The sequence below is a fragment of the Enterocloster lavalensis genome, assembly GCF_046603895.1.
GTDB classification, from domain to species: Bacteria; Bacillota; Clostridia; order Lachnospirales; family Lachnospiraceae; genus Enterocloster; species Enterocloster lavalensis.
Genome location: NZ_CP176637.1, coordinates 3,891,277 through 3,911,942 on the forward strand (window position 1 = coordinate 3,891,277; position 20,666 = coordinate 3,911,942).

18 protein-coding genes are annotated in these 20,666 nt (G+C 53.0%); 17 read left to right on the forward strand and 1 reads right to left on the reverse strand.

Features of this window, described 5'->3' with window-relative positions; translation table 11 throughout:
* Positions 1–3 precede the first annotated feature (3 nt).
* The 17 genes from ACK2JC_RS17410 to ACK2JC_RS17490 all read left to right on the forward strand — a co-directional run bounded on the left by ACK2JC_RS17410 (position 4) and on the right by ACK2JC_RS17490 (position 18,371).
* On the forward strand, positions 4–1,014 hold the full coding sequence (locus ACK2JC_RS17410; RefSeq protein ID WP_092364045.1) for an ABC transporter ATP-binding protein: 1,011 nt from the start codon (positions 4–6) through the stop codon (positions 1,012–1,014).
* A 123-nt stretch (positions 1,015–1,137) separates the two neighbouring features.
* A complete protein-coding gene (locus ACK2JC_RS17415) occupies positions 1,138–2,997 on the forward strand; it encodes a zinc ribbon domain-containing protein (protein ID WP_320938145.1) in 1,860 nt (619 codons plus the stop codon).
* Positions 2,998–3,188: 191 nt separating this feature from the next.
* Positions 3,189–4,970, forward strand: a complete 1,782-nt coding sequence (locus ACK2JC_RS17420; RefSeq protein WP_411337509.1) for a sigma-54 interaction domain-containing protein — start codon at positions 3,189–3,191, stop codon at positions 4,968–4,970.
* A 195-nt stretch (positions 4,971–5,165) separates the two neighbouring features.
* The gene (locus tag ACK2JC_RS17425) at positions 5,166–6,176 is read left to right on the forward strand and encodes a zinc-dependent alcohol dehydrogenase (protein WP_320938144.1); all 1,011 of its coding nucleotides are present in this window, start codon (positions 5,166–5,168) and stop codon (positions 6,174–6,176) included.
* 19 nt (positions 6,177–6,195) lie between these two features.
* Positions 6,196–7,455 (forward strand): ABC transporter substrate-binding protein, encoded by a 1,260-nt coding sequence (locus ACK2JC_RS17430; protein ID WP_107434235.1) that lies wholly within the window; start codon positions 6,196–6,198, stop codon positions 7,453–7,455.
* Between the two features lie 36 nt (positions 7,456–7,491).
* Positions 7,492–8,445, forward strand: a complete 954-nt coding sequence (locus ACK2JC_RS17435) for a branched-chain amino acid ABC transporter permease (protein WP_107434236.1) — start codon at positions 7,492–7,494, stop codon at positions 8,443–8,445.
* A gap of 12 nt (positions 8,446–8,457) precedes the next feature.
* On the forward strand, positions 8,458–9,462 hold the full coding sequence (locus ACK2JC_RS17440; RefSeq protein WP_320938143.1) for a branched-chain amino acid ABC transporter permease: 1,005 nt from the start codon (positions 8,458–8,460) through the stop codon (positions 9,460–9,462).
* Between the two features lie 10 nt (positions 9,463–9,472).
* Positions 9,473–10,234 carry an ABC transporter ATP-binding protein gene (locus ACK2JC_RS17445; RefSeq protein ID WP_107434238.1) on the forward strand — a complete coding sequence of 254 codons (762 nt, stop codon included), beginning with the start codon at positions 9,473–9,475 and terminating at the stop codon, positions 10,232–10,234.
* Complete coding sequence (locus tag ACK2JC_RS17450) at positions 10,227–10,985, forward strand: ABC transporter ATP-binding protein (RefSeq protein ID WP_107434239.1); 759 nt, start codon at positions 10,227–10,229, stop codon at positions 10,983–10,985. Before ACK2JC_RS17445 ends, ACK2JC_RS17450 begins: the two co-directional genes overlap by 8 nt.
* Positions 10,982–11,992, forward strand: a complete 1,011-nt coding sequence (locus ACK2JC_RS17455) for a dihydroxyacetone kinase subunit DhaK (protein ID WP_320938142.1) — start codon at positions 10,982–10,984, stop codon at positions 11,990–11,992. Before ACK2JC_RS17450 ends, ACK2JC_RS17455 begins: the two co-directional genes overlap by 4 nt.
* A 19-nt stretch (positions 11,993–12,011) precedes the next feature.
* Positions 12,012–12,638 carry a DAK2 domain-containing protein gene (locus ACK2JC_RS17460; RefSeq protein ID WP_320938141.1) on the forward strand — a complete coding sequence of 209 codons (627 nt, stop codon included), beginning with the start codon at positions 12,012–12,014 and terminating at the stop codon, positions 12,636–12,638.
* A gap of 616 nt (positions 12,639–13,254) precedes the next feature.
* The gene (locus ACK2JC_RS17465) at positions 13,255–14,043 is read left to right on the forward strand and encodes a TraX family protein (protein ID WP_320938140.1); all 789 of its coding nucleotides are present in this window, start codon (positions 13,255–13,257) and stop codon (positions 14,041–14,043) included.
* Positions 14,044–14,196: 153 nt separating this feature from the next.
* Positions 14,197–14,919, forward strand: coding sequence for a trehalose operon repressor (gene treR, locus ACK2JC_RS17470; RefSeq protein WP_092370841.1), 723 nt, complete (start codon positions 14,197–14,199; stop codon positions 14,917–14,919).
* 59 nt (positions 14,920–14,978) lie between these two features.
* Positions 14,979–15,242, forward strand: coding sequence for a hypothetical protein (locus tag ACK2JC_RS17475; protein WP_411337514.1), 264 nt, complete (start codon positions 14,979–14,981; stop codon positions 15,240–15,242).
* A 100-nt stretch (positions 15,243–15,342) separates the two neighbouring features.
* Positions 15,343–15,897, forward strand: a complete 555-nt coding sequence (locus ACK2JC_RS17480) for an AEC family transporter (RefSeq protein WP_411337515.1) — start codon at positions 15,343–15,345, stop codon at positions 15,895–15,897.
* Positions 15,898–16,191: 294 nt separating this feature from the next.
* A complete protein-coding gene (gene glf, locus ACK2JC_RS17485; protein WP_092370835.1) occupies positions 16,192–17,292 on the forward strand; it encodes a UDP-galactopyranose mutase in 1,101 nt (366 codons plus the stop codon).
* A 26-nt stretch (positions 17,293–17,318) separates the two neighbouring features.
* On the forward strand, positions 17,319–18,371 hold the full coding sequence (locus ACK2JC_RS17490; protein ID WP_320938139.1) for a glycosyltransferase family 2 protein: 1,053 nt from the start codon (positions 17,319–17,321) through the stop codon (positions 18,369–18,371).
* A gap of 17 nt (positions 18,372–18,388) precedes the next feature.
* Here ACK2JC_RS17490 and ACK2JC_RS17495 read toward each other — a convergent pair whose 3' ends face one another.
* Entirely contained in the window at positions 18,389–20,428 is a 2,040-nt protein-coding gene (locus ACK2JC_RS17495) for a sigma-54 interaction domain-containing protein (RefSeq protein ID WP_368271180.1), read from the reverse strand.
* Positions 20,429–20,666 lie beyond the last annotated feature (238 nt).

The following is a 20,666-nucleotide window of genomic DNA, read 5'->3' on the forward strand; positions in this document are numbered from 1 at the left end:
CGTATGGGATATATACAGTTTGAGGATGTACATAAGAGCTTCGGCAACAACGAAGTGTTGAAAGGGATCACCATGGGGGTGGAGAAGGGCCACATGGCCACCCTGCTGGGGCCCTCCGGCTGCGGCAAGAGCACATTGCTCCGCTGTCTGGCGGGGCTGGAGGAAGTGACCACCGGCAAGGTGTATGTGGACGGAAAGGACATCACGGATGTGACGCCCAGAAACCGGAATATCGGAATGGTATTCCAGCAGTACAGCCTGTTCCCCAACATGAGCGTGTACCAGAACGTGGCCTTCGGCCTGAACATGCAGAAGAGCCCCAAGGACGAGGTGGAGCGCAAGGTGAAGGAAATGCTGAAGGTGGTGGGTCTGGAGGAGAAGATCGACCAGTATCCGGCCCAGCTCTCCGGCGGCCAGCAGCAGCGCGTGGCATTGGCCAGAGCCATTGTGACCGGGCCCAAGGTGCTGCTCCTCGACGAGCCGCTCAGCGCCATCGACGCCAAGCTGCGCCACAGCCTGCAGATCGAGATCCGCAGAATCCAGAAGGAATTCAATATGACCACCATTTTCGTGACCCACGACCAGGACGAGGCCATGGTCATGTCCGACGAGATCCACCTGTTCCACGACGGACGGATCGAGCAGTCCGGCACGCCCACGGAAATGTACACGGCGCCCAGGACAAGGTTCGCCGCGGGATTCATCGGCAGCTATAATATTTTCACCGCCGCGGAGTTTAAGAAGCTGTGCGGCGAGGATACGGACGCCCCGGACGTGGCCATCCGGCCGGAGGTGGTGCGGCTCAACTACGAGACTTCCGCCCCCGCTCCCCGGTACTACGCCAAAGGAACCATTGTCAACAGCCTGTCCCACGGCAACCTGGTCCGCTACACGGTGCGCTGCCATGACATCGATATTAACTCGGATGTGATGTTTGAGAAGCACTCGCTGCTGGAAGTAGGGGAGGAGGTAGAGGTGTCGATTCGGAAGACGAATGTGATTATGTTGTATTAGGCGGAAATGTATTGATAAAAGGTTAGCCGCCGCAAGCTTCTGATATGGCCGGAAGGCTGTGGGTGTGAGGGGCTTGCGGCGGTTTTTTACGGACATCCAAGAGAATGGGATAGAGGAGGGCTTATGTTTTGCCAAAAATGTGGAAAAGAGCTGGCGCAGGATGCTAATTTTTGTCCGTATTGTGGTGAAAAAGCAGACAGGGAGATGGTTGAGACAGTCCATGAAACAAAGCGCGAAGCAAAACATAAAGGAAGGTTTTTGGGGATCGCGGTGCTGGCCGGTATCTCTTTTATCGCGATTTTGATTGGAATAGCCGCCAGGGATAAAAAACCGGATAATCGCCAGATTTTAGCGGACTTGAACCAATATGGATATACGCGGGAGATAACCTACCAGGTGGATGGCCCTGTCGGAGTCAATATGCAGACCGTGTATGAGGCACATAAATTAACGGCTATATCCGCAAAAGAGATGAGGCAGAACACTGAGAAGGGACTTTATGAGGGATGGTTTCAGATTGAAGTGGAGGATGATTCCTTAAAGGGAACGGTTTTTGAACATGTGGTTTACAAATACCAGGGAAAAAACCAATGGGAATTGACAAAGCGTGAACCATTTAACGAGAATCAGGAACGGTTTGTATACAGCGGCGCTGTTAGCGGAGAACGTATTGCCTCTATGTTTACAGAACCATTTTATGTGAAACAGGTAAACGTTCTTGAACAGGCGCATGATTGGGCTCAGGTACAAATTCTGGCAGTGAATCGCAATGGCTATTACGATTGCATGAATACAAAAACCATAGAGAAAAGTATTGAATTCAGCATAACTGCTAAATTTATTTTTGATGCTGGGTCTATGTGCTGGACTTGTCCGGATTTTGGGAAAATTGCGTCGGGCAGCACGCCGGTGGACGCAGAGCTTATAAATGATTTTATTTTTGACTCCAGTCAGGCGTATTTGGAAGAGGCATTTGATACGAACAAAATGTTTGTGGAAAGGCGGGCATTTAGCCATACCATTACAAATGACCAGATCAGCAATCAAGTGATTGCCAATCAGGAGGGGTTTCAGATATTGAGATGCGACTACCAGTCGAATGTGAAGATGAAGTATTATACATATGCAATCGACGACTGTGTACTAGCTGCGTTTAATCAGCCTTCCGGCAAGGCTCCTGCGTTTACTTACCTGTTATGGAACGAATTTGATCCGGAAACAGAACGTGGGACATGGGATTTCAGCGGAGTGTTTTGGGTGGAATATGATGACAGTAATAAAAAAGGAAACTGTAATATGACGTTGCGGCATCCTTATCAGGGGGACCCGGCAAAAGCATTTGTGCGCATTCAAAATATCCACGATACAGGGGAGGATCATGTTTTTGAAGGAGTATGTCCGGTGTCGGAACGGGAGTCCGGGGGACTGAAAATTGAACAGATTCAGGTGCCGTTATATATGAATCAGGATTATATCTCCAAAGAATATCCCTTTATGCGAATGCTCAACGCAAGTTTACTGATTCAGCCAAACAAGCTGGAGTTTTCCAGTTCTTCTATGCTTACCTTTCTCCGCGTGAGCGGGATCGATGATGACAGCGATAAAACCTCGCAGAATGGAGACGACAATGCTTCTTTGGGATTTCATATCGCAAAGGAGTATACCTTTGAGGGGCATACAAATGGTGGGAGACAGCCCTGCCGGATGTATCTGGAATATCCGTATAATGGGGACCCATATACGGCGTTCGTGCGTTGTACAAATGAAAGAGATACCCTTCTGAAAGGAGTTCAGGAGGAAACACATAAGGTTGTGGAAGAAAAAAAGGGAGTCTTGCGCGTATACAACGTGGATATCCCGATCATAGAGGTCACATACAGTGACGGAACGTACAGCACGGGGGCTGCCTTGGGGGATATTTATATCTCGAAAGAGGAAATATGGCTGAACTTCTGGGGCACTAAAATTGTGTTGGAACCGTGAATTATAAAAGGTATGGGGCAGCCAATTCGGCTGCCCCTATTCGATTGCGGAAATTTCCGCTTATCACCCAAAAGGAATTTATTTCCAAATTCCCTGGTATGTGCCCCTCCTGGTTGTGAATTTCTCAAAATGATGATAAAACTATAGGAGATATGCTCATAATTTGTGAAAATTAGGGGAGGGGGATAAAGATGTCTGATTTAATGGAGATCAGGGAGTTTATTCAGAGAATTGCACAGGGGATCACCTTCGCCATCGGCATCGACACTCAGGTTATTGACCGGGATATGGAGCGGGTGGCGGGCACGGTGTACAAGCCCATACCTCAGAACGGGGGCATCGTCAAACGGGTGATCGAGTCCGGGGAGTACGCCATCAGCACCACAGTGGACCGCAACAGCCCGGCCTGCCTGAAATGCAACCAGAGGAACAACTGTAAGGAGATGGGCTACATACACTGCCCCATTGTGTACGACAACCGCATCGTTGGGGTGATGGGGTTGATCTGTTACGAGCAGGAACACATTGAGAAGGTGAAGGACGAGCACCGGGGGCTGCTGAATTTTATCCAGAGCATGTGCGAGCTGATCGCCCTGAAGCTGAAGGAGGAGGACGTGCGCAGGCGGGAGCAGATGGTGCTCCGCAAGCTGGATAACCAGAACCAGGTGTTGAACCAGGTGCTGGAACAGATTTCCGACGGCTATGTGCTGCTGGACGCGGAAAATGTGATCCGCAACATCAACCGCAAGGCTCTGAAGCTGTTTAAAATGGACCACGACCAGGTTTTGGGACAGAATATCCTGGATCTGATCCCGGATCCGGTATTTCACAGCATGATATTGGACGAGAGCGTAAACGTGTATGAGAAGATCCGGATCGGGGAGGGAAGCTACGGGGCGCTGTTTTACAAAGTGGCGGATGGGCGGGAGGACCTGGCGAAGATTCTCAACTTCAAGACCATCGAGAACATCGGCAGCCGCATCGCCGGGGAGGCATTCCGGGAAAATCAGATTACCTTTGACCATATCCTGGGCAGGAGCGACCGCATGAAGCGGCTGCGGGAGATCGCCCAGAAGGTAGCCAAGACCATGCCCAACATTCTGCTGACCGGGGAGACAGGCACCGGCAAGGAGATGTTCGCCCGGGCGATCCACAACGCCTCGGACCGCTGTGGGAATCCCTTTATCACGGTGAACTGCGCAGCGATCCCCATGGAGCTTCTGGAGTCGGAGCTGTTCGGGTACGACGAGGGCGCGTTTACCGGTGCGAAGAAGGGCGGAAAGATCGGGAAATTCGAGTTGGCCAACACGGGGACCATTTTCCTGGATGAGATCGGGGACATGCCCTTCCATTTGCAGGCCAAGCTGCTGCGGGTGCTCCAGGAGCGCCGTTTGGAGCGGGTGGGCGGAAACCGGCAGATTCCTCTCAACATCCGCATCATTTCCGCCACCAACCGGAATCTGGATCAGATGGTGGAGGAGGGGAAATTCCGGGAGGACCTGTATTACCGGCTGAACATATTTGAGATCCATCTGCCGCCGCTGCGGGAACGCCCCGGGGACATCCCCCTGCTGGTCCACTATTTTATCAACAAATACCGCTCTTTTTTCGAGGTGGATGTGGAGGGCATCGACCAGGAGGCCATGGACTGTCTCTGCCGCTACACCTGGAAGGGGAATATCCGGGAGCTGGAGAACGTGGTCCAGTACATGATCTCCATGAGCGCCGACTCGCCCTCCGGCGTTATGGGAGTAAACTGCCTTCCAAACCAGATTTTGGAAAATAAAACGGACGACTGCCCCAGGGTTCAGGAACCGGCGCAGCAGGATATCAGTCTGCGGGAGATGGAGCAGCAACGGATCCGCCAGGCCCTGGCCCGGTATGGGGATACCACGGAGGGGAAAAAGAGGGCGGCGAAGGAGTTGGGGATTAGTTTGGCGACGTTGTATCGGAGGTTGAATAAAAAGAATTAGTCAGAGCTTCAGAAATGTAATTTGCATTATGAGAAAAATTATCATAATGCAAATTACTTTTCTCATTTTGTGAGTAAAAGATGAGAAACAGGATGAGTTTTGCCCATAAAAACAAAGATATTCTTTGGCACAGAAATTGCTTTATAAATAGGTGAAGGTCAAATACTTCACAACAAAATGTGTAGGAGGGCAAACATGAAAACAAGAGTAGTGGTGACAAAAAGGCCAAATGAAGTTGTTCTGGAGGAGTGTGACATCCGGCCGGGGGACAACGAGGTTCTGGTAAAGACTTATATGTCTTCCATCTGCGGTACGGATAAGAACTATTCCGAGGGTAAAATGCCCAGGGAAGTGTTGGTTGAGCAGGTGGCAGGCAATAATGAGGCCCACCACTCCTATCCGCTTAAGATGGGACATGAGGCGGCTGGGGAAATTGTGGAAGTGGGAAAAAATGTGACAGGTTTTAAAGTGGGAGACAAAGTAATGTCTTTCGGCTGGTACAATACAATGGCAGATTATTTTGTCGCTCCGGTAGTGTCCAACGGTTACGGAGTGGTGAAGGTTCCGGGAGGAATGAGTATGGAGGCGGCATCTTTGGGTGAGCCCACTGCCTGCGCAATTTATGCGGGAATGCAGTCAGGAGTAGAGCTTGGGGACACGGTAGTGGTTGTCGGAGTAGGGTTTGCCGGCCAGGTGATTACTCAGGTTGTAAAGCGTATGGGAGCCGCTAAAGTTATCTGCGTGGACATCGTAGATGGAAAATTAGAGCTCGCAAAAAAAATGGGTGCGGATATTGTTTTGAACCCTGATAAGGACGATGTGGTTGCTAAAGTTCTGGAAGAAACAAACAATCAGGGAGCTGATGTGGTAATTGAGGTTGCAGGCAATGATACGGCAATTCAACTCTGCAGTGACGTGCTCAAACATGGTGGAATCATGGGACTTTACAGCTGGGTGCTGGAACCCGCAAAGTTATTCATCAATCGTTGGCATAATGACGGTTTTGATATCCGCACACTGGCGCTGATGCACCGTATTAAGCTGGACCGGCTGTGGTGGATTGAAAAGACACTTCAAAATGTGGCCAATGGACTGGTGCAGATCGATCCCCTGATTTCCCATGTATTCGATCTAAAGGATGCAGTGAAGGCGTTCGATGTAGCCTGCAATGATCCCAGTGCATGTAAAGTAATGTTAAAACCATAAGAAAAAAGGAGGAGAATTCATGAAAAAATTAATCGCGACATTGTTACCCATTTGCCTTTCCGCATCACTGCTTGCCGGGTGCGGCGGTGGATCAGGGCAGAGCTCCAAGCCGGAGCAGTCCGGCACAACTGCAGATACTGCTGCCCAAAGCGAGGCGAGCACCGAGCCCTCTTCGGCAGAGGGAGGGTTTGATGGACAAGTGGTATTAGGGGCTACGGCCCCACTGACCGGCCCCAACCAGCTGACGGGTGAGTATTATGTGAATGGTATGAAGATGGCGGTGGACGAGATAAACGCTGCCGGTGGAATTTTAGGCAAAGAACTGGTACTGGATGTACAGGATGAGGGAACTGACCAGTCGATCGCAATCAATGCGACGATCAAACTGATCGAGAGCGGGGTTCCGGCTATTATCGGCTCCTATTTCTCCACCAACTGTATGGCTGTTCTGCCGGAGATTGAAAAAAATAAGGTTCCATATTTTGCAAACGGATCAAACCCGGATATCTCCGCATCTGAGAACAACTATGTATGGCAGATTCGCGTTACTGACGATTTTACAGGACCGATCATGGCGGATGTGTCGATTGGAGAGCTGGGAATGAAAAACCCGGCGGTACTCTATACCACCGCTTCTTCCACCACAATCCAAAAGGATAATTTCGTAAAGGCAATGGAAGAAAAGGGCAGCCCTGTTTCAGAAAGCAACATTTACGGAGCTCCGGAAAATGAATCCAACTTTAGCTCCATTATCAATCAGATTCTTGGCTCCGGTGTGGATGGACTGGTGGTAATGGGCGTCAGCGAGGCGTGGGATGTGGCTCTGGCTCAGCAGCTCCAGTCGGCGGGCTGTGATATCCCGTTGCTTGGTTCCTCCAGCTTTGCCAGCGCGCCGTTTATCGAGGTGGCAAAGGATGCGGCCAACGGTTGGTATACGGTAGCGGATTGGTCTCCAAATATTCTGGGACAGAATCTGGATGTGCCTGCGGAGGCAGTTGCCTTCGAACAGCGTTATGAGGAACTCTACGATGCAAAGAGTGCTATGCAGTCCGCGTGGGGCTATGACTGTGTATATCTGTTCAAGGCTGCATGTGAGAAGGCCGGAACTACGGAAGACCGTGAAAAAATAAATGAAGCCATGAATTCCACGGATGTACAGGGAGCAAATAACTACTACAAGATTTACGGTGATACGTTCCATGTGATGTCAACGTATATTATGCTGTGCGAAACCATTGACGGAGCAGCAACACCGATTAGAAAGGTGACGTTCCGCTAAAATACGAGAGCAAGCCTGTGGTTAAGAGGCGGACCGGTGTTTTTGGACGCCAGTCCGCCTTGGAGAGGCTTCTTCGATGAAAATGGGGGTGTCAAAGTGACATTTAGTGTTTTCTTTTCTTTGTTGGTAAACGGATTATCCATGGGTATGATCTATGCGATGATCGCAATGGGACTGATCCTTTTAATCCGGGCAGTGGGAGTGTTGAACTTCGCACAGGGTGACCTTTTAATGGTTGGCGCGTACATTGCCTGCGTGTTGTTTATGGATTTCCAGCTCCCGTTTTATATTGCAGCTCCGTTGTCGTTAATATTTTACGCACTTCTGGGTCTGGTGTTCATGTTGTCGACCTATTGGCCCCTCAGAAAAGCATCATACCCGGTGGCGCCGATTATCGCGACCATGGGGGCATCACTGGTGCTTTCTGAAGGAACGATGATTGTGTTTGGTTCCTGGCCGCGTACTATCTCTCCGCTGCTTAAAAACTCCAAGGGAAAAGCACTTACGATTAACATATTCGGTACAAGGCTGCAGGCGCAGTTTTTGCTGATTATTGTGGTTGCTGTGGTGGTAATGTCCTTGATTTACCTTCTATTCGAGAAGTCGTATATCGGTATTATGATGCAGGCTGCGGCACAGGACAAGCCGGCGGCAGAACTGATGGGGATATCCACATTTATGACTACGGCGGTTACATATATGCTGGTTACTGTTCTGGTCTCCATAGGCGGTTATATGGTTGCGCCGGTGTATACGGTTACCACATCCCTTTCCGCCCTCCAGCTGAGGGCGTTTGCAGGAACTGTGATCGGGGGCTTTGGCAGTATTAAAGGAGCGATTATCGGGTGTTTGTTGGTAGGAACAGTCGAGTCCTTTGCCACAGTAAAATTCTCCTCTTACAAAGATGCATTTGTATTTCTGATTTTGATTATTTTCCTTATCTTCAGACCTCAGGGACTGATTATCAATAAGGTAGCCGATAAGGCATAGGAGGAGCATGCTATGGGAAAAACGAGGATGAATTTGGAGAAACGCTTCGATCCAAAGGTTTGGGTAATGTTTGGAGCACTGATATTGTTTTCGCTGATTGTCACATTCAGAATGAACAATTATACCGTGTTGGTTGTGAATATGGCGTTGATTAATATGATAACAGCATATGGGTTGTCTATCATGTTGGGAATGTGTGGACAGCTGGTATTTTCTGGGGTGGCTTTTATGGGGATTGGCGCGTATCTCACCGCCAATCTGTGTTCCGGCCGATTGGGATTTACGCTGCCAGGAACCGTTTCCATTGTGGTCTCAGTTTTTCTGACGGCTCTGATCGCATTGGCTACAGGCGCATTGTTCCTGCGATTGAAAAATTCATTTTGTACGTTTGCTACGCTGGGATTCGTCCAGGTTTTATATACATTGTTTTTAAACTATGAGCCGGCATTCGGCGGTCCCAAAGGAATTCCGGAAATCCGTACCTTGTCTGTGGGGGGATTTATCTTTGACAGCTACAAAAAGTGGTATTTTCTGCTTTTGATCTGTGTGTTGATTATTGCCGGGCTTGTGGAACGGATTCGCAGGACAAGTCTGGGGCGTTCTTTGGCCTCCATACGCGACAATGAGATAGCGGCGCAAACACTGGGAGTTGATATCTATCGGACCAGGGTGATCGCATTTGTGATTGCCGGGGCATTTGCGGGTCTCTCCGGCTCGCTGCTTGCCCAGCATAACCGCTTTATATCGGGTGATCAGTTTAGCTTTGCAAAAAGTACAACCATTGTGATCATGTCAATGCTGGGCGGAATCAATAGCACACCTGGAATTTTTGTGGGCGCTCTGATCGTTACGTTCCTCCCGGAAGTGCTGCGGGGGCTGGATAAATATCTGATGTTTATCTACGGTATTGCAGTGATTATCATGATGATATTTATGCCCATGGGAATAGGCGGAGCGGTTTCCGATTTTCTGAAGAATATGAGAAGGAAACGGAAGCTAAAACAGCCGGAGATCTGAGGAGGAAATTATGGGCGAAGCGATATTGCAGTTAGAAGGCGTGTATAAAAGTTTTGGCGGAGTTGTGACGGCAAAGAATGTGGATCTTCAGGTTATGCCGGGAGAAATTCATGGGTTGATCGGCCCCAACGGCGCGGGAAAAAGCACGATGATGAATCTGATCAGCGGGATTTACGATGTGGATCAGGGGCGGATTTATTTTAATGGGGTGGAAATCACAAAGGTGCCGTCCCATATAAGGGCCAGAAGCGGAATCGGGCGGACATTTCAGACCCCCAGGTTCTTATACCGTTCCAATATTCGGGATAATCTTATGCTCGGAGTGGATCTGCACGACCAGCTGGGATATTGGAAAAGTTTTAGCGGAAGCCAAGGCAGTGACTTCCTTCATGAACTGGATGAGCTGATGGAGCTGGCTGGATTTACATTTGACTGGGATGAGGATATAACGGCGATTCCGTTTGGCCAGAGGAAAATTCTGGAAATTGTACGATCCATGTTGGGTCATCCAAAGGTTATGCTGGTGGACGAACCTGCGGCCGGATTGACGACACAGGAAATTAAGCAAGCTCGGGATCTTTTGATGTTTGCGGCTAAAAAGCGTAATGTGGGTGTTCTTTTGATTGAGCATCAGATGGATCTCGTTATGAGCAGCTGTGAGAACATTGATGTACTGGTATTCGGAGAAATTTTGGCCAGGGGACTTCCGGAAGAGATTGCCGTGAATCCGTTGGTATTGGAGGCTTATTTGGGGAGGGACTTTGATGATTAAAATAGAAGATTTGCATGCTTACTATGGACCGATCGAAGCCCTCAAAGGGATTGAACTGATGGTCGAAAAGGGAAAGATCACCTGTCTGATCGGCAGTAACGGTGCCGGTAAAAGTACGCTGATGAATTCGATTTCCGGTACGATTGCTCACAGAGGATCCATAATGGTGAACGGGGATACCAATATTGTACGGAAAAATCCCCGTCAGATCGCCAGAATGGGTATTATACAGGTGCCTGAAGGCAGGCATGTATTTCCTGGATTGTCAGTGGAGGAGAACCTTCAAACCGGAACGGTTGTGTGGCATGGTTATTTTGGAAAACAGTCCTATGCCCACGAATTGGAGGTTGTCTATGATCTGTTTCCACGGTTGAAGGAGCGGCGCAAACAGTTGGCGTGGAGTATGAGCGGCGGCGAGCAGCAGATGCTCGCCATAGGCCGGGCGCTGATGGCACGGCCAAAGGTTTTGTTGCTGGATGAGCCGTCCATGGGGCTTTCGCCTTTGCTGGTCGGAGAAATGTTTGAGAAGATTGTGGAGATTAATAAGACCGGTATCACTATTTTACTAAACGAGCAAAATGCAAGGCTTGCCATGAAAATATCCGATAACACATATGTAATTGAGCAAGGGAAGATCAAGATGAGCGGGCCTTCCGCAGATTTGCGCGATGATCCGAGAATTGCAGAGGCTTATTTGGGAAAACACACCTCAAAAGGTAAAATGAATCAGGAGAGTGGGGAGTCAATATGAAGAAATTAATGAACCAACCGGAACATTTCGTCAAAGAAACCATGGAAGGCATCATCGCCGCCTACGGCGACAAGGTCAGACTGCTGAACGGCGACTACCGCATTCTGCTCAGCAATTACGAGACGCGCCCGGGCAAGGTGGGGATTGTGACGGCCGGGGGTTCCGGCCATCTGCCGGTGTTTCTGGGGTATGTGGGGCAGGGGTTGCTGGATGGGTGCACGGTGGGTAATGTGTTCGCTTCACCGTCGGCTGCCAAGATGGCGGATATGATCCGGGCCTGTGACCGGGGGAACGGTGTTTTGGTACTGTTCGGTAATTACGGCGGGGACCGGATGAATTTTGAGCTGGCCTGCGAGACCGTGGACATGGAAGACGACATCCGCACGGAGATGGTGCTGGTGAAGGACGACGTGGCCAGCGCGCCTGCCTGTGAGAAGGACCGGCGCAGGGGCGTGGCAGGCATGGTGTACGCCTTCAAGGTGGCGGGTGCTGCGGCGGAGAACGGCAAAACGTTGGAGGAGGTGGCGGCCGCAGCCCGGCACGCTCTGGAAAATATCCGCACCATGGGCGTGGCCCTGTCCTCCTGCACCGTACCGCAGGTGGGGGAACCGACCTTCTCCATTGCGGAGGACGAGATCGAGATCGGTATGGGCATCCACGGGGAGCCCGGCCTGGAGGTCCGCAAAATGATGACCGCGGATCAGGTGGCGGAGACACTGGTTCAGAAGATTACGGAGGACATGCCCTTGGAAAGCGGGGATGAGGTTTCGGTGATGGTAAACGGGCTGGGGGCCACGCCGCTGGAGGAGCAGCTGATCGTGTACCGCCGGGTCCATGCCCTGCTGACGCAGATGGGGGTCAGTATCTTTATGCCGCACATCGGCGAATATGCCACCTCCATGGAGATGGCCGGTCTGTCTCTCACGATCATGAAGCTGGACGGGGAGCTGAAGGGCCTGCTCAGCCAGACGGCGCGTTCGCCGTTCTACACCAACTATAATAAGTAAATACGGACAGGAGGGCCGGATGATGGATGCACAGGGATTGGCGGGCGCGATGGGCGCGGTCGCCGGCAAAATCGAGGAAAACAAGGAGTATCTGACCAGGCTGGACCAACTTAATGGGGACGGGGATTTGGGGATTTCCATGAGCGAGGGGTTTAAGGCCGTGGATATGCTGCTGGAGATTTCCGAGGAGAAGGACTTAGGGAAATTGCTCATGAAGGCGGGAAACGCGTTTAACGAGGCCGCTCCGTCCAGTTTGGGAACGATTCTCTCCTTCGGTCTGACCGGCATGGCGAAAGCTCTGAAGGGAACCCGGGAGGCCGGAGGGGAGCAGATCGCCGCCGCTCTGAAGGCCGGTGTGGACAAGATTATGGAGAAAGCCGGTTCCAAACCGGGGGAGCGGACGATTCTGGATTCACTGTGCCCGGCGGTGGAAGCATACGCAGCGGCGCTGGGAACAGGAGCCTGTCCCCTGGAAGCGGCGACGAAGGCGGCCGCCACGGGTGCTGAAGCCACAAAGCAGATGAAGCCGGTCCACGGGCGGGCGGCGTACTATGGCGAGAAATGCCTGGGAAATCCCGACGGGGGCGCAGTGGTGGGCCAGCTGATTTTTGAGGCGTTGAGTGGATATGAAACTGCACATAAATAATCAGAATATTCACAATATTTTGATTATAAAACTAAAAATATTGATTTTATAAAAGAAAAGTATTGACAAAATGCGGGATAACCCGTATACTATAACTAACAAAAGAAGTGAAAATAAAAAAAGGAGGTACAAAAGAGGACTTTCGTTTTTATTATAATTGAAGAATTATAATAAAAACAAAGCATAGGAAATCTGTTCAAGGAAATGTTCATAACAGGAAACCAAATCCAGAATTGTACTCATTCATTTTCAAAAACCGAAGTAATGATCAGGAACGGAAACGGATTTATAATATGACGAGAAAGTATTATAAAGACGAAATTTGATCACAAAAAGGTGAAAATCAATCAGACAATATCTGTAAATGGAAAACCAGATGAACAGAGTAAGAACAGAAGAGGAAACAGGTATCGAGGAAGAGAAATCTGAATCGATACCTGTTTTCGTGTGAGTAAAAACGGATTGGGGACGATGGCGGGAGGCAGAAATGGGCCGGTGGGCCACTGCGTACGGGCAGGGCGGCATGTGGAACGACCGGCTGTCTGCGGATTGACGGATGGCGCATCAGGTATTAAACTGAAGTACAGATGAGGGACAGGAAGGGAGCTGGGAAGTGATGGGGAGAGAGGTGCCGGTCAAAGCCGGAAAATGGACGGGGAGAGGGCTCAGCGGAGCGGCGCTTAAGCGGTTTGCGGTTATTTCCATGTTTGCGGACCATTTTGCGGTGGTGTTTCTGGAAAACGGACTGCTGTATCGGATGGATCACGCCTGGGCGGCCCTGCCTGTGGATCCGGCGGTTTATGGACTTCTGATGCGGGTGATACTGGGGCTGCGGATCTTCGGCCGGATTGCCTTTCCGGTGTACTGCTTCCTGCTGGTTCAGGGCTTTCTGCACACCAGGCATTACGGGGTTTATCTGCGGAATCTGATTCTGTTCGCGCTGATCTCAGAGATTCCCTTTGACGTGGCCGTCACGGGGACATTGTTTGAGCCTGAGGTCCAAAATATTTATTGGACCCTGGCCATCGGTCTGGTGGGGCTGCGGTTTATGCGCAAGGCGGAACGGCTCGACGGGGAGGTCCGTATGTTTGCATGGGGAGCGGTGATGCTGGCGGCGGGAGCGGTTGGACAGATTTTGCGGGTGGATTACGGCTGGGCAGGCACGGTGTTGATTCTGATCCTGTATCTGGCGCGGGACAGCCGGATGCTTCTGTTTCTGACAGTGCTGCTGTTCGGTCTCATGACCATGCCGTTTGAAGTCCTGATCGGGGTGGCGGCGGCCGGATTGCTGATCTGCCTGTACAATGGCCGCCGGGGAACGATCCGCCACAAGCTGTTCTACTACTGGTTTTACCCGGTCCATCTGGCTGCGCTGTGGGCACTTGGGGGGCTTTTGCTGCGGTAGCCTGGGGGTGCCGCCGAGTGTATACCACCGCGCTCCCGGTGTCTGTCACCACGCCTGCAGTGCCCGCGCCCCCTTCTTCTTCCACCCCAGACTTGCCATAGAACAAGAAATATGATAGGATTAGTTGTATAAACAAGTTGGGAGACAAAAAACATGGCCAAGACAAAATATGATCAGATATACGCCGAGCTCAGAACGCGGATCGAGCAGCAGGAGTACGGTTTTCAGGAGCTGCTCCCCTCGGAAAATACGCTGGTGAAGGAGTATGGCTGTTCACGCAATACGGTGCGGCGGGCCATCGGCCGGCTGGCGGACGAGGGATACGTTCAGAGCCTGCACGGCAAGGGTGTGCGGATTATTTACCAGCCGGGCCAGCTTTCGGAGTTTATGCTGAGCGGCATCGAGAGCCTGAAGGAGGCCGTTGCCCGCAATCAGAAGGAATACCGCACAAAGGTGGTGTGCTTTGCCGAGCTGACGGTGGACCAGCGGATCAGCGCCAGGACCACCTTCCCGGTGGGGGAGGAGATCTACTACATCCAGCGGGTTCGATACATTGACGGGGAAGCGCTGATTCTGGACCACAACTATTTTCTGAAGGAGGTGGCCCGGGACCTGACGCCGGAGATCGCGGAGCAGTCCATCTATGCTTATCTGGAGCAGGAGCTGGGGGAAAACATCGTGACCACCAAGCGCAAGGTGACGGTGGAGCGGGCCAGCCAGATCGACGAGATGTATCTGGAATTGGGGGATTACAACTGTCTGGCGGTGGTTAGCAGCATGACCTACAACGCGGACGGCGTGATGTTTGAGTTCACCCAGTCCAGGCACAGGCCGGACAAATTCGCTTTTTACGATTTAGCCCATCGGGTCAAATAAGATTCCGGGAAACGGTTCAGTGCTGACAGAGCAAAACGCTCCGGAATGGGGAGGAAGAGATGGCGGAGATATTGATGAAAGCCGCCTCGTTTGTGGCAATCATTGCAATGGGGTATTGTCTCAGGCGGGCCGGCTTTTTTAAAGAGAGCGATTTTGGCCTGTTGTCAAAGATCGTGTTAAAGATTACGCTGCCCGCGGCGATTGTGACCAATTTTTCGAAAATAGAGCTGGACCCCTCCATGCTGGGGCTGGCGCTGCCTGGATTTCTGGGGGGGGGGGGGCGCGTTTTTAATTCTGCTGGCTCTGGCGCTCAATGCGCATAAGAGCCGGGATTCGCGGGCATTCGATATCCTGAATCTGTCGGGTTACAACATCGGCAATTTTACCATGCCCTTCGCCCAGGGATTTCTGGGGCCCATGGGGGTGGCGGCCACAAGCCTGTTCGACACCGGAAACGCCTTTGTCTGCCTGGGCGGCTCGTACAGTCTGGCGGTGATCGCCAAGGGGGAGAAGGGCGGATTTTCCGTGCGGAATATCGTCAGGACTATGCTGCGGTCCGTGCCCTTTGACACATACCTGTTTATGACTATCTTGTCCCTGCTGCACTGGCGGCTGCCGGAATGTGTGGTGAATTTCAGCGGAATCGTGGGCGGCGCCAACTCGTTTATGGCCATGTTGATGATCGGCGTGGGCTTTAAAGTTTCGGGGAGCAGAAGCCAGACCGGCCGGATTGTGAAGACGTTGGGGATCCGCTACGGGGTGTCCGCAGCCCTGGCGGCCGTTTATATGTTTCTGCTTCCCATCGGCCTGGAGTATCGGCAGGCGCTGGTGATACTGGCCTTCAGCCCCATTGCATCGTCGTCCCCGGCGTACACGGGTTTGATTGAGGGGGACGTGGGTCTGGCCAGCGCGATCAATTCGCTGTCCATTGTGATCAGTCTGGTGCTCATCACAGGGGCTCTGCTGTTGATGCTGTGAGGTTCACGGGGACCGGATCTTTGGGCCGGAGGCATTTTCCCACGGCGGCATGGGGGACGGGGCGGCGGGCATTCAGGCGGTGGTCCAGGCGATTACTCAAGCGATTACCCAAGCGGCCATTCGGGCGGTCATTCGGCGGTCATTCGGCGGTCATTCGGGAAGTCATCCGGGCATTCATCCAGGAATAAGGGGATTTACTTTTTCCGGCGCGCATAGTACAATGATGGGAGCGAAAAGGCTGTCCGCGGTTGCGCTGTGGCCGCCGGTTTTTTGATCCGGAAAGGAGATTAACAGATGAAGCATTACGACTATATATTGGTGGGAAGCGGACTGTACGCGGGGGTGTTTGCCTGGTACGCGAAGCAGCGGGGGAAGACCTGCCTGGTGCTGGAGCGCCGGGACCACATCGGCGGAAACGTGTACTGCGAGGACGTGGAGGGCATCCATGTGCACAAGTACGGCGCCCATATTTTCCACACCAGCAACAAAAAGGTGTGGGAGTTCGTGAATTCCCTGGCCGAGTTCAACCGCTACACCAACAGCCCGGTGGCCAATTATAAAGGGGAAATGTACAACATGCCCTTCAATATGAACACCTTCAGCAAGATGTGGGGCGTGTGCACCCCCGCGCAGGCGAAGGCCAGGATCGACGAGCAGCGCTCCGGGGTGACCGGGGAGCCGAAGAACCTGGAAGAGCAGGCCATCAGCCTGGTGGGCCGGGACATCTATGAGAAGCTGGTGAAGGGCTACACGGAGAAGCAGTGGGGCCGGGACTGCCGGGAGCTGCCCGCGTTTATCATCAAGCGGCTGCCGGTGCGTTACACCTATGACAATAACTATTTCAACGATCTGTACCAGGGAATTCCCATCGGCGGATACAATGTGATCATCGACAAGCTGTTTGCGGGCTGCGAGATCGAGACGGGTGTGGATTACCTGGAGAATAAGGCCCGCTACGACGCGATGGGCGATACGGTGGTCTACACCGGCACCATCGACGCCTATTTCGGCTACTGCTTCGGCAAGCTGGAGTACCGGTCCCTGCGCTTTGAGTCCGAAGTGTTGGACGAGGAGAACCACCAGGGCGTTGCGGTGGTGAACTATACGGACCGGGAGACTCCCTACACCCGGATCATCGAGCACAAGCATTTTGAGTTCGGAACCCAGCCCAGGACCGTGATCACCAGGGAGTATCCGGTGAGCTGGGAGGAGGGCATGGAGCCCTACTACCCGGTCAACGACGAAACGAACCAGGCCCTGTACCAGAGGTACGCAGAGCTGGCGGCAAACGAGGAGAACGTGATTTTCGGAGGCAGGCTGGGAGAGTATAAGTATTATGATATGGACAAGGTAATCGAGTCCGCAATGAAGAAGGCGGAGGCCGTGTTTGGCTGAAGCCGGGAAGCGCAGGGAAAGCAGACATGATCACGGTGCTGGTAGCCGCATACAACGGTGAAGCTTATATCAGAGAACAGATGGATTCCATTCTGGCCCAGAGCCAGGGTGGGATCCATATTGTAGTGTCCGACGACTGCTCCTCGGACCGGACGCCGGAAATTCTGGAGGAATACTGCGCCCGGTACCCGGGACGAGTGACGGCAATCCGCCGGGAGAAGCCCTCGGGCGGCGCGGCGGCCCACTTTTTGGGGCTTCTCTCGGAGCTGGCGCGGGCGGAGGTCATGCCTGGCGTGGCGGCTGCCGGACGCGAGCCGGCAGCGGCAGAGGAGTTTACCGCATGCGGTTACAGCGGTTCCGTGAAGGATCAACTGCCGGTGGCCGCGGCCGGAGCGGACTACTTTATGCTCAGCGACCAGGACGACGTCTGGCTGCCGCAGAAGGCGGAGAAGCTTCTGATGTGCATGCAGGAGCTGGAGGCCGGCCTTAAGCCGGGGACTCCGGCGCTGGTCCATTCGGACCTGGCGGTGGTGGATGAAAACCTGCGGGTGGTGGCCCACAGCTTTTTTAAATACCAGAAGATTTCCCCGGAGCGCACCGCGCTGCCGCAGCTTCTGGTCCAGAACAATGTGACCGGAGGCGCGGTGATGATCAACCGGCCGATGCTGGAGCTGCTAAAGGACCTTCCGCAGGTGTGTCTGATGCACGACGCCTGGCTGGCCCTTCTGGCCTCCTGTTTCGGGGCCATCGGCTGGGTGAAGGAACCCCTATACCTCTACCGCCAGCACGGGTCCAACACCCTGGGCGCGGAAAAAGGGGACAATCTGCAGGGGATGCGGGACCGCCTGGAGGACGGCAGCGGGGCCAGGGAGAACTACCGGAGGATGTTCGGCCAGGCCCGGTGCCTGCAGGAGCTGTTTGCGGACCGTCTGAGCGGAGAGCAGAAGGAACTTCTGGACGCGTTTGTGGAAATCCCCCGCATGGGGCGGGCCGGACGCATCCGGACGATCCTGAAATACGGGTTTACGAAAAATACGTGGCTCCGGACCCTGGGGCAGATGCTTATGATCGGGGACTGAGGCGGGGGAAAGCGGCCTCATCCGTTTTTGCCGGAATTTAAATATTCCAGGACGATCCGGTTTCCCTCAGGGCTTAAGGCGGTGCCTCCGCGGCCCCTGCGCGGGAGCAGGCAGCCCTCCCCGGTCAGGTATTCCAGCATGGTCCGCACCTCGTACTCGGTGAAGCTGTTTCCCATAGCTTCCATCAGCCGTGTCCGGCCCATGGGGCGCTCGCGCAGGGCGTTTAAGATGGAAAAGCACAGCTTCCGGCTGCGCAGGGGCAGCTCCTGAAAGATCGGGGGTACCTCCCGGGCCGGGCCGGGTTCAGGACCGGGGACGTAGCCGGAAGGCAGGTCCCGGCTGGAGAGGGGGCCGTCCGTCATGTAGGCCATGTACTCCACACAGTTTTTCAGCTCCCGGATATTTCCCCTCCAGGTCTGGGCGGCCAGGGTCTTAAGAAGCTCCTGGCTCATGGGATGGGAGCCGGGAACCTGGGACAGAATGGCGGCGGCCAACAGGGGAATATCCCCGGGCCTCTCCCGGAGAGGCGGCAGATGGAGGGAGAACATTCCGATGCGGTAATACAGATCCATTCGGAACAGATTTTCCTCCATCATCTGTTTCAAGTCCCGGTTGGTGGCGGCGATGATCCGCACGTCCACCGGTATGGTGCTGGTGCTGCCCACCCTGCGGATCTCCTTCTCCTGGAGCACCCGCAGCAGCTGGGCCTGCAGGTCAAAGGGCATGTCTCCGATTTCGTCCAGGAAAATGGTTCCGGTGTGGGCGAACTCGAACAGGCCCTTTTTTCCACCCTTTTTAGCCCCTGTGAAGGAGCCCTCCTCATAGCCGAACAGCTCGCTCTCCAGCAGATCCCGGGAAAGGGAGGCGCAGTTGATGGCGATAAAGGGCTTTTCACAGCGGCTGGAAGCGTTGTGGATGGAGTGGGCGAACAGCTCCTTGCCGGTGCCGGTTTCGCCGGTGATGAGCACCGGGTAGTCCGTGGCCGCCATGCGCCGGGCGTGCCGTATACACTCCGACATGGCCCGGCTGTCGCCCAGAATGTCGGAAAACGTATATTTGGCGGTATATTTCTTCTTCACCGAGTCCAGGCGGATCTTCTGCTCCAGCTTTTCGATGTTCTGAACGTCCTTGAGCACGATCAGAAATCCGCTGTGGTTGTTATAGTAATAGAAGCTGCGCTTGGACAGGGTGAAAGCCTGTCCGGTGGCCGCGATGTGGATGATTTTGTGGTCAAATGCCTCCGGCCCCGACATCTGCCGGGTCAGCTCCTCGGGCAGATAGTTTAACAGGTCCGGGGACTGCCGGAGCCCGGGGTCTAAGTTCAGCATGGAGTGGAAGGCGTTGTTCTCAAAGATGGGCCTTCCGGCGTTGGACAGAAACAGGATGCCGTCCTCGATCTCGTCGATCATCATGGACAGCATATCCTTTAGCCGGGACACATTGTCCAGGGGCGTGGTGAGAAAGTCGTGGCTCATGATATCCCGGGACAGGTGGTAGAGGCGTTCGATTTGGGCTTCATTTTTCAGGCGCAGCACCACCATCAGGGACATGAAGGTGTCCAGGGAGATGCGACGCCATCCCAGGTCCACCACCTGCCGGACGTGTTCAGGGATAAAACGGGTCTGGCCCGGGGTGATGGCGATGTCCAGGGTCGGATCGCTGGTGCAGCCCGGATAAAAGGGCACGAAATCGATATGGTTCACGCCGATCTGATACAGATAGGTGGCCATGTCGAAGGAGGCGGTTTTGTTGGTGGTGATGAGGAAGGCCCGGGTGCCCTTGGGCAGATCCATTAACCTCTGGTAGGCGGCCTTGGTCAGAACCTTGGAGCCGTGTATGATCTCGATTTCTTCTTTTAAATGTGGGGTCAAGCGGTTGTTGGAGATGGGGGAGAGGGTTAAAACGGCGTCTCCGGACAAGCCGTTTCCCAACCCCTCGCATATGGTGTGGATTTCAATGTCCACGGCGTCACCGAAGAAGTCCAAAAGCTCCCGGCGGTAGTGCGTTCCGTTGGACTGGTCGTAGGTGATCAATATCAGTTTTCGTTTGTTCGTCACTGGTCTCCCTCCCGGATGAATTGGATGATTCTGCTTCATTAATTACAATGAGTTTCCGGAGAGAATGCAAGAGTAATAGGATGAGAATGGGTTTTTATAGGATGAATCCTGTAAAAACCCATTTTTTATGGAGAGGGAAAGAAAAAAATGCGAGAAAAATGCGGGAATACCGTGAAAATTAGTGCGGTTTAAAAGTTGGCATGAAACTTGCTTGATATAAAGTGAACCACCAATGAGG